Origin of the sequence: Stenotrophomonas sp. Ps181, from assembly GCF_025697425.1 — a bacterium.
Taxonomy (GTDB): Bacteria; Pseudomonadota; Gammaproteobacteria; order Xanthomonadales; family Xanthomonadaceae; genus Stenotrophomonas; species Stenotrophomonas sepilia.
Genome location: NZ_JAHWBI010000010.1, coordinates 75,814 through 85,083 on the forward strand (window position 1 = coordinate 75,814; position 9,270 = coordinate 85,083).

8 protein-coding genes are annotated in these 9,270 nt (G+C 66.9%); 1 reads left to right on the forward strand and 7 read right to left on the reverse strand.

The annotated features are described in order from the left end of the window. Nucleotides 1–144: 144 nt before the first annotated feature. The 4 genes from KXV01_RS18780 to KXV01_RS18795 all read right to left on the reverse strand — a co-directional run bounded on the left by KXV01_RS18780 (nt 145) and on the right by KXV01_RS18795 (nt 5,180). Nucleotides 145–1,179 (reverse strand): fimbrial protein, encoded by a 1,035-nt coding sequence (locus KXV01_RS18780; RefSeq protein WP_049414541.1) that lies wholly within the window; start codon nt 1,177–1,179, stop codon nt 145–147. Then, nucleotides 1,170–3,734, reverse strand: coding sequence for a fimbria/pilus outer membrane usher protein (locus KXV01_RS18785; RefSeq protein WP_111096759.1), 2,565 nt, complete (start codon nt 3,732–3,734; stop codon nt 1,170–1,172). Before KXV01_RS18785 ends, KXV01_RS18780 begins: the two co-directional genes overlap by 10 nt. A 92-nt stretch (nt 3,735–3,826) precedes the next feature. Next, nucleotides 3,827–4,555, reverse strand: a complete 729-nt coding sequence (locus tag KXV01_RS18790) for a molecular chaperone (RefSeq protein WP_049414539.1) — start codon at nt 4,553–4,555, stop codon at nt 3,827–3,829. Nucleotides 4,556–4,640: 85 nt separating this feature from the next. Beyond that, on the reverse strand, nt 4,641–5,180 hold the full coding sequence (locus KXV01_RS18795) for a fimbrial protein (RefSeq protein ID WP_164283310.1): 540 nt from the start codon (nt 5,178–5,180) through the stop codon (nt 4,641–4,643). Between the two features lie 460 nt (nt 5,181–5,640). On the opposite strand from KXV01_RS18795, the gene KXV01_RS18800 reads away from it, so the two are divergent. Continuing rightward, on the forward strand, nt 5,641–6,006 hold the full coding sequence (locus KXV01_RS18800; RefSeq protein ID WP_049439792.1) for a hypothetical protein: 366 nt from the start codon (nt 5,641–5,643) through the stop codon (nt 6,004–6,006). A 22-nt stretch (nt 6,007–6,028) separates the two neighbouring features. On the opposite strand, the gene pncB is transcribed toward KXV01_RS18800, so the two are convergent. From pncB to KXV01_RS18815, 3 genes are read right to left on the reverse strand one after another with little or no spacing between them, the layout of a single operon-like run. Continuing rightward, a complete protein-coding gene (gene pncB, locus KXV01_RS18805; protein ID WP_005415236.1) occupies nt 6,029–7,207 on the reverse strand; it encodes a nicotinate phosphoribosyltransferase in 1,179 nt (392 codons plus the stop codon). Nucleotides 7,208–7,250: 43 nt separating this feature from the next. Then, the gene (locus KXV01_RS18810; protein WP_099495964.1) at nt 7,251–8,090 is read right to left on the reverse strand and encodes a glycosyltransferase family 2 protein; all 840 of its coding nucleotides are present in this window, start codon (nt 8,088–8,090) and stop codon (nt 7,251–7,253) included. Continuing rightward, nucleotides 8,087–8,938 (reverse strand): glycosyltransferase, encoded by an 852-nt coding sequence (locus KXV01_RS18815; protein WP_049439791.1) that lies wholly within the window; start codon nt 8,936–8,938, stop codon nt 8,087–8,089. The genes KXV01_RS18810 and KXV01_RS18815 overlap by 4 nt, the downstream gene beginning before the upstream one ends. Between the last annotated feature and the right edge of the window lie 332 nt (nt 8,939–9,270).

A 9,270-nucleotide genomic window follows, 5' to 3' on the forward strand; every position in this document is an offset into this window, starting at 1 on the left:
TTCGCGACGTCCATCACATTCGATTGATGGTACGTGCGTCGTGGCACTGATCTTCATCGTTGGGAGATCAAGACGCAGTCAACGCCGCCCGTGGGACGGGCGACGTTGCGGCGGAACCCCGCAGGGGCAGCCGCCCGGGCGGCCTTACTCGTACTGGATGGTGAAGGTGGCCTGGCCGTTCGCGACACCCGCGCCCACCGTGCCGGCCTGGGTCTGCACGTAGCGCGCGCGCAGCGGCAGCGCCATGACGCTGGTCCCCGGCGCCGTGGTGCCGACGTTGATGGTCTGGCCGAAGCGCACTTCGCGCTCGGTGGTGCCATCGCGCTGGACCATCTGGATGCCGATGCGGGTGGCGCTGTTGGCAGCCGCGCTGAGCTTCAGCACGCCCGGCATGTTCGAGCTGTCCTGGTCGGCATCGAGGCGGATGCCGATCTTGCTCTGGTAGGCGGCGACGTTGCTGCCCTGGCAGTTCAGGCGGATCTCGAAATCGCGGTCGACCGCGCGCGAACCGACACCGGTGAAGGTGGTGTTGGGCACGCTGCCGAAGTCGACGGCGATGTTGCGGCTGCCGGCCTGCACTTCGCAGGTCGGGCTGACCACGGTGGTGCCCGAGCCCTTGAAGGTGGAGGTCAGCACCGGGCGACCGGCGCCATCACCGTCGAAGTAGTACGTGGTGAAGCGACCGTTCGGTGCGATCACGCCCGAGCCGGTCTGTGCCGCTGTCTTGATCAGCTGGATGCGGAACGTGCCTCCGACCAGCGAGATGGTGGCGTTGCTGGCGAAGTTGATGGTGTGCGGATAGTAGGTCTGGATCGCGCCGGAGTCGCGGTACAGGCGGATGCCCACGCCCGCCACATCGGTTTCATAGACGTTCGAGAAGCCGGCCACCGGACGCTTCTGCGCGGCGTTGACGTACTCGCCGATGGAACGGCCACCGGACCAGTCGCAGCGCGCCACGCTGTTTTGCTGGTTGATCGGCTCGCTGATCTCCTTGATCACGCCGCCGACCGGCGTGCTGGGCAGGATCACGATCTGGCCCATGTCCATGGTCACGTCCTGCGCGGTGAACCAGCTGGACTGGATGCGGCACGACGCGCTGGCCTGCTGTGCCAGCAACGCGCCGCCCAGCAGTGCAAGGGCCGTGAGAGCCTTGCGGCCACGGGAAGAAATCATCGGCATGCTGCCTCCAGCGGGATGAAGCCGGTCTTGGACGCATCGGCGCCCGCCGGAACCTGGTAATCGATGGTGCAGCGCTGGTCGGCACCGGCGCCCCACTCCACCAGCAGGCGGCCCTGGTTCTTTTCACTGCGCACGTACAGGCGGCCGCCCTGGCTGACCATGCCGACCGGCTGGCCCTGCTCATCCTTGACCTGTGCACCGAACGGCATGCTGCGGCCATCCGGGTTGCGTACCTGGATCAGCAACGCGTTGCCCTTGCGGGTATCGAAGCGCAGGTAGCTGATGGCACCGGCGAACGGTGCGATCGACTGGCTGGTGCTTTCCAGCTCGACGTCGTGGGCCATGCCCTGCGGATCGAGGGTGACGGTGTTGAGGCGGTACGGCGACACGTACGGCACCACGGCGTAGCCGCGGCCATCGACGCGCAGGCCCGGGGCGTTGCTGACGATCGCATCGCGCGCGCCCGGTGCCTCGACCAGCACCATGGTGTCGCCCCGCTGCGGGGTGAAAGTGAAGCCGCCCGGATGCACCACCACGCTGCCGTTGGCACCGACCGAGGCCTGGCGGAAATCACGCGAGTGGCTGTAGGTGGCATTCAACGCAGAGTAGCGGCTGCGGTATTCGGCATTGCCGACCGCCGTGGTGCCGCCCTCGCGGGAATCGGACAGGGCCACGCCGTAGCTGAAGTTGTTGTCGACGCCGGCCGAACCGGTGATGCCGACGCGGCTGTTGTCGTAGCCACCGCGGTCGCGCACGCCGAGATCGGCACTGAACGACACCGGGTGGGTACCCCGGCCCAGCGGCACGCTCATCGACAGCAGGTACTGGGTGTCGGAACGGCCGAGCACGCCTTCTTCGGTGCGCAGCGCCGAGAAGCCGTAGTTAACCGAACGCCAGGCGTTGTTGTAGCCCACCTGGTACTGCTTGGAGGTGCCGGAGCGGTCATAGAAGTCACGCACCGAACCGGTCACGTACAGCGCACCGCCGCGACGGCCCAGCGGCTGGTTCAAGGTCACCTGGAACTGGCTGCGCTGGCGACCACGGGTGGTCGGATCGATGCCGCGCTTGTCCGAGTCACGGCCATACAGCGCATCCTGCAGGCTGTAGAAACCTTCGGTCGAGTAGCGGTAGGCAGCCAGGGTCAGGTTGGTGCCGGTCTCGCCGATCATGTTGCTGTAGCTCAAGCGCACGCTGGCGCCAGTGTGGCTGCCGTAGTGGTCGAACGAGGTGCGTGCATGGGTGACGTCTGCCGCGAAGGCACCGACCCGCGTGGACAGGCCGACACCGTACAGCAGCGACAGGTAGCCATCGCTCAGCGCGCTGCCGCCGTACAGGGTCAGCTGGTTGCCGATGCCGCGCTGGTAGGTGCCCTGCACCAGCCAGGGTTCGTCGGCCAGCAGCTTGTTGCGCACCTGGCCGGCGGTCAGCGAGTAACGCGACACGCCTTCGCGCAGCATCTGCGGCACCGAGCCGAACGGCACCTTGAATTCGCGGCGGCGGCCATCGGCCTCGATCACGCTCACTTCCAGGTCGCCGCCGTAGCCGGTCGGGTACAGGTCGTCGATGACGAAGTTGCCCGGCGAAACGGTGGAGGAGTAGATCAGCTGCTGGTTCTGGCGCACTTCGATGCGTGCGTTGGTCTCGGCGATGCCGCGCACGACCGGCGCGTAACCACGCAGCGAATCGGGCAGCATGCGGTCGTCACTGGCCAGGCTGGCACCGCGGTAGCCGATCGAGTCGAACAGTTCGCCGGTGGTGTAGGCCTCACCGATGGTGAGCATGCCGCGCACCTGCGGGATGCCGCGCTGTGCGTAGGTGGCGATGCTCTGCCAATGGCGGCCGTCACCCTCGGACCAGGTCAGGTTGGAGTCGTGGCGCAACTGCCAGCCGCCCAGGTTGAGGCCGGCATTGAGGCCGAGATAGGCACTGCGGTTGCGCTGGCCACCTTCGACACGGCTGTTGCTGTCGATGGCATTGAAGCTGTAGCCGACGAAGCCGGCATTGATGCCACGGTCCCACAGCGCCGGGTTGACGTAGCCGCGCGCCTCGCGGCGCAGGAACACCTGCGGGATGCTGAGGTCGTAGCGCAGGTTGCCGCTGTCGTAGACACCATAGGCATTGGCCATGCGCTGCTGCACCGGCACGCAGCTGGTGGTGTCGGTCGGCAGCGTCGGGTCCTGCTGCAGCAGCACGGCCTCGCTGTCCACGCCCATTTCCTCCAGCATCGGCAGCGGCAGGCAGGCGTCGACACGGCCCTGTGCATCGGCCTTGAACTGCAGGTCACGACGGCCCTGCCAGGCACCGTTGACGTAGACGTCGACACGGTAGTTGCCGGCGACCATCGGGTTGCCGTTGCTGAAGGCCGCCAGGTCGACCTGCTTGGCCTGGCCCGACAGGAAGCTGGAATTGAACTGGGCCGATTCCGGTGCGCGCGCGTTGGCCGCACCACTCTGCGCCATCAGCGCCTGTTCGCCGAGATTGGCCGGTGCCGCCAGCGCCCATCCTGGGCAGGCCGCGCCAACAACCAGCAGGCAAAGCGCCTGATGGATCGACAATGTCAATCTGTTTCCGATCACACTGACATTCCTTCAATTCGCCGCACGGCGGCGGTGGCGGGATGCGCAGGCCCATGGCCGGCGCGGCGCGTTCAGCCCCCGGTGCTGTCGAGGCGGACGGTGTGCTCGACCCGGCCGCCGTAATCATTGATGGTGATGAAGCGCACCTGCTGCGTGCCCGCCGGTGCGGCGAACTCCAGGCTCTGCTTCGGCGCGACCATCGCGCCCTTGTCTTCGACGGCCTTTTCACTGCTGCCGGTCACGGCATGCACTTCGGCCAGGGTGACGTGGAAGGGGCTCGGGTTTTCCACCCGCAGGCGGTCGCCATTGCGGGTCCAGCGCAGCGCTGCCGGTGCGTCGTTGGCGACGCCCTTCAGGCCCTGCGGCCGGTAGAAAAGCTTCAGGCGCGAACGGAACGCGACCTGCAGGTAATTCTGCTCGCCGCTGTCGGCGTTGTCCGGCGACGGTGGTACATCCAGCACGTTGAGCCAGAACACCGTCTCGCGATCGGTCGGCAGCTGCGCGCCGGAGAAGATCAGGCGCAGCGCCTGGCTGCGGCCCGGCTCGACGCGCGCGATCGGCGGCGTCAGCACGAACGGAGCATCACTGGTATCGGCGGTCTGGTTGGCGTCGCCACTGTCGATCCAGGCCTGGACCAGTGCGGGCGAGTCGCCCACGTTGTCCACCTGCACGGTGACTTCGCGCGCCTGTGCCGGGTAGATCACCCGCGTGCCATTGACCACCACGCCGGCCAGTGCGTTCTGGCAGAGGGGCAGCGTGAACGCTGCCAGCAGCAGCGCCCGGGGAAAGAGTGCTTTCATCGGAAGTACTACGCTCGAGGGGTGTGGCCAGGGGCCGCGGAGCACTGGCCGGCGCGTACGCCGGCCAATGCGGGTACGGCTACGATCAGTTGTAGATGATCGTGTACTTGACGCTGCTGGTGACGTCGCCCGGGGTGGCGGCGGCAGTGGCGTAGTACTCAGCGTAGTAGTTCAGGTCGGCCGAGCCGTCGGTGCCGACGGTGACCCACTGCGAGTTGGTCTGGGCCAGGCCAGCGCCGGCAGCCTTGATCGGCAGGAACTGGTTGTTCGAGCCCAGCAGCTGCAGCTGCACGTTGGTGGCAGCGTTGGCCGAGGCCTGGTTGACCAGGCGGCCGCTGTTGAAGTCGACGGTCGAACCCGGCTCGAAGTAGGTGGCGACGTTGCCGGCGCTGCACTTGGTCAGGTTGATGGCGAACGGGGTGCGGCCCGCAACGGCACCGGCGGTAGCCAGGGTGTTCTTCGACACGGTCGGCAGGGTCACGGCGAAGTCCTTGCCGCCCGGGGTCGAGATGGTGCAGGTCTTGTCGGTCACCTTGCCATTGAAGGTGATGGTGCCGTCGGCGGCGTTGGCGGCCATCGGAGCGGCGGCCAGCATCAGAGCGGCAATGAGGTTGATCTTGTGCATTCGCTTTTACCTAACCCTACTGAAGAGATGAGAAGTAGAGGAGGAAGCAAGGAGCACTGCCGGGCTAACAAGACCCATCCTTGCGTCTCACCTGTGGCCGGACTCGGACGTACCTCTCCCTGAATCCGTGACGCAAGTATATGCACAACTGTGATGAAAGTCTCATTATTTTTCTGAACGCCAATTCATTGACGCCCTAAATGTGACGTGATAGGCGAAATCGCGCCCCCTGGGCGCGCGGGAGAATTGACGCAGCCATGGGCGGGTCACAAGCGACCGTAAATGACGCAATGGCTGACGCGTTCGGCGTGCACGAAAACAGGCTTTTTTCAGGCGGAAATCGCTTTGTTTGATGCGCATCACTCTTTCTTGGTGATGGCCCTAGCAGATTCGGAATCGTCCTATTAAAGGCTGATCGAACCTGTCGCTAACTAGGACACACCGAACCAGAGAACGTGTCATGAGGAACTCCATTCTGCTGTGCGTGGCCCTGATGTCCGTCAGTGCGCTGGCCCATGCCAGCAGCGGCAGCATCCGTTTCAGCGGCCGCATCGCCGAGCCGGGCTGCACGACGAACCTGTCCCAGGGTGAGCTGAGCCTGGCGGCCTGCCCGCCGTCGGCCAAGGGCTCGACGGTGGAAGTGACGGCACTGGCCGATGGCCAGGCCGCGACGCTGCGCGATGGCAAGCGCCAGGGCCAGAAGCTGTCGGTGTCGGCCAGCGCAATGCGCGCCGGCGATATCGCCTTCTCCGAGCGTTACAGCGTGCAGGCTTCGAAGCAGCAGCCGCTGCAGGGCGCCTACCTGGTGGTGGTCGACTACCTGTAAGCGCCGTTGAGGGCCGGCGGGGTTACGCCGGCGGCAGCTCGAAGACCTGGCGCAGGTAGGCCAGGTAGCCCGGGTCGTCGCACATGCTCTTGCCCGGCGAATCGCTGAGCTTGGCCACCGGCTGGCCGTTGCAGCGGACCATCTTGATGACGATGTTGAGCGGCGTCGGGCCCAGGTCATTGGTCAGGTGGGTGCCGACGCCGAACGCGACCTGGCAGCGGCCACGGAAGTAGTCGTACAGGCGCATCACCTTGGCGATGTCGAGCCCATCGCTGAACACCAGCACCTTGCTGCGCGGATCGACCCGGCGCTGCTGGAAATGCGCCAGCATGCGGTCGCCCCAGTCGAACGGATCGCCGGAATCATGGCGCACACCGTCGAACAGCTTGCAGAAATACATGTCGAAGTCGCGCAGGAACGCGTCCAGGCCGACCACGTCGGACAACGCGATGCCGAGGTCGCCGCGGTACTCGCGCGCCCACGATTCCAGTGCCGCCACCTGCGAATCACGCAGGCGCGGGCCGAGCGCCTGGAACGCCTGCAGGTACTCGTGGGCCATGGTGCCGTGCGGGGTCATGCCGTACAGGCGCGCGAAGTGGACGTTGCTGGTGCCGACCAGCTGCGGGCCGAGTGCATCGCGCAGCAGCGGCAGCAGCCGCGCGTGCCAGTCACGCGAGTAGCGGCGACGGCTGCCATAGTCGGCAATGCGGCATTGCTCGAAGCCGGGGGTATCGCGCAGCAGCGCGGCCTTGGCCTGCAGCCGGCGCTCGCCTTCGGCGAAGTCGGCCGTGGTGGTGTTGCGGAACCAGACTTCGTTGATGATCGCCAGCAGCGGCACTTCGAACAGGATGGTGTGCAGCCACGGGCCGGTGATGTCCAGTTCGATCTCGCCGGGCACGGCCGTCGACGCGCGCAGCTGGATGTACTTGCGGTCGAGGTGGAACAGGCCGAGGAAATCGGCGAAATCCGGCTTCACGAAGCGCAGGCCACGCATGTAGTCCAGCTCCGCGTCGCTGAAGCGCAGGCTGCACAGGTGGTCGATTTCTTCGTCGATCTGGTCGATGTAGCGGGCCAGGTCGATGCCGGGCGTACGGCACTTGAACCGGTACTGCACCTGGGCACCGGGGTGCTGGTGCAGCACTGCCTGCATCATGGTGAACTTGTACAGGTCGGTGTCGAGCAGGGACTGGATGATAGGCATGGGGCGGATTATGCGCCCGGCGGCGTGAACCGTGGGCCCGGCTCTACAACGACCTGCGCAGCAGGCGCGGCACCAGCATCGCCGCATGCGCCCAGATCGCGGCCCACACCGCAACGCGTACCGGCAGCGACCGCTGCTTCGCCTCGAACTTCTGGAAGTAGCGCCACAGGCCCTTGTGCTTGTGCCATTCCACGAAGAATGGCCGCGAGCGGCTGGAAACGCCGCGCACGTGGGTGACATGCAGATCGTTGGCGATCGCCACCACCGCGCCGGCCTCGCGTGCGCGGCGGCACAGATCCAGGTCCTCGGCATGCAGGCGGTAACCCGCATCCCAGCCACCGATGCGCTCGAACAGGGCACGCGGCATCATCAGCAGCGCACCGGACAGCGCCGGCACCCGCTGCAGCACCTGCTGCGGGTCACGCGGCACCGCCAGCTTCGAGCCCTTGCCCGGCGAGCGCAGCATCAGCAGGAAATCCGGATCGCGACGGCGCACCGCTTCATCGGCGTGGCCGTGCTCGTCCACCTGCTCGACGCCGAGCAGGCAATCGCCCAGCACCTCGCCACGGCTGCGCAGTTCGGTCAGGGTGTCCGGCTCGACCATCAGGTCCGGGTTGATGAAGGCCAGCCACGGGCTGTGCGAGTCGGCCACGCCCTGGTTGTTGGCGGCGGCAAAGCCGGGATTGTCCGGATTGCCGACGAAGCGCACGCGCGGGTCATGGCTGGCGTGCCGCTGCACGATGTCCAGCGTGCCATCCATCGAACCATTGTCGATCACCCGGATCTCGGCGATATCCTGCCCCTGGCGCAGGCGCGACAGGCAGGCATCGATGGTGCTGCCACTCTGGTAGGTGACGACGATGGCGGCAATGGCTGCTTTCAAACGGGAGGCTCCGGCGCGGGCGGGACAAACAGGTCGCCCTGTTCCTTCGGCATTATCGCCTGCCGCATGCGCTGCTGCAGGTCGGCACGCAGGCCGTGCAGTGGATCGTGCATCAGGAAATCGGCCAGCCGCGGCACCCAGGCCGGCCAGCGTGCCGCCAGGGCCTCCAGGTCGCCATCGCGGCTGACCGCCTCCCCTGCCCGGCTGACGAACGCGGTCTCGCACAACACGTTGCGCCACCCCAGGCCCGCCATGCGCAGGCTGAGGTCGACCAGCGCGGCATTCCAGCCGGCATAGCTGTCCACGTCCAGGCCACCGGCACGGCGGCGCGCGTTGCCACGTACCAGCACCGCGTGGGTGACCGCCGATGGCAGCTCCGGGTGCAGCGTCGGCAACGTGGCGCAGGTATGCGCCAGCAAGGCCGGGTCATGGGGTTCGGGATTGATCTCGCCCAGCCGTGGCCACGCCGCGGTCTCGCCGGCATTGCACCAGGGGGTCGCAGTGGCGATGGCGGCATCGCGGGCGAAGGCATCCTGCAACTGCTGCAACCAACCGGGCGACGGCACGCTGTCCGGCGCCAGCACGGCCACGTCCAGGCCGTCGCAGGCGCGGAGCATCTCGTCCAGATGGGCAACTTCGCCCAGTGGGCGCGCGCGCCGGGTGTACTCGGCCTGCAGCGGCGTATGCGCCAACCAGTGCTCGACCACGGCCTGCGCACGCGGCCCTGCCTGCGCGTCGTCGGCCAGCCAGACCGCAGTGCCCGGCGCGGTGCCGGCATCCAGTGCGGCCAGGCAGCGGTCCAGCGCGGCATCGTCCACGCACAGCGGCAACAACACGATCGCCCCCATCCCGCCTCCGTGGTTGTCGGTGGTCACAGCGTAGCACCGGGAGGGTATCGGCCGGGTTGCACCCGGCACCCGCGGTAGTGCCGGCCGCTGGCCGGCAACATCAAGAGCAGAGGCCCACATTCCGTGGGTTGGCGGGGTGGGTCCGGTTGCGGGGGACGCCGTAAACCCATCCTTGGGGGCTTGGCCGCGGCATCCATGCCGCGGACTGATCTGGCCCCCCGTCAGCGGACGCCAAGAAGCGATACTTTGATCGCACTTGGAGGCCCCTTATGTCCCGTATCACCCGTCGTAGCTACACCGATGAGTTCAAGCACCAAGCCGTGGAGTTGGCC

Coding starts and splice junctions, on each gene's coding strand:
- KXV01_RS18780 (WP_049414541.1), bottom strand. CDS start 1,179: ATGCCGATGATTTCTTCCCGTGGCCGCAAGGCTCTCACGGCCCTTGCA.
- KXV01_RS18790 (WP_049414539.1), bottom strand. CDS start 4,555: ATGAAAGCACTCTTTCCCCGGGCGCTGCTGCTGGCAGCGTTCACGCTG.
- KXV01_RS18795 (WP_164283310.1), bottom strand. CDS start 5,180: ATGCACAAGATCAACCTCATTGCCGCTCTGATGCTGGCCGCCGCTCCG.
- KXV01_RS18800 (WP_049439792.1), top strand. CDS start 5,641: ATGAGGAACTCCATTCTGCTGTGCGTGGCCCTGATGTCCGTCAGTGCG.
- pncB (WP_005415236.1), bottom strand. CDS start 7,207: ATGCCTATCATCCAGTCCCTGCTCGACACCGACCTGTACAAGTTCACC.
- KXV01_RS18815 (WP_049439791.1), bottom strand. CDS start 8,938: ATGGGGGCGATCGTGTTGTTGCCGCTGTGCGTGGACGATGCCGCGCTG.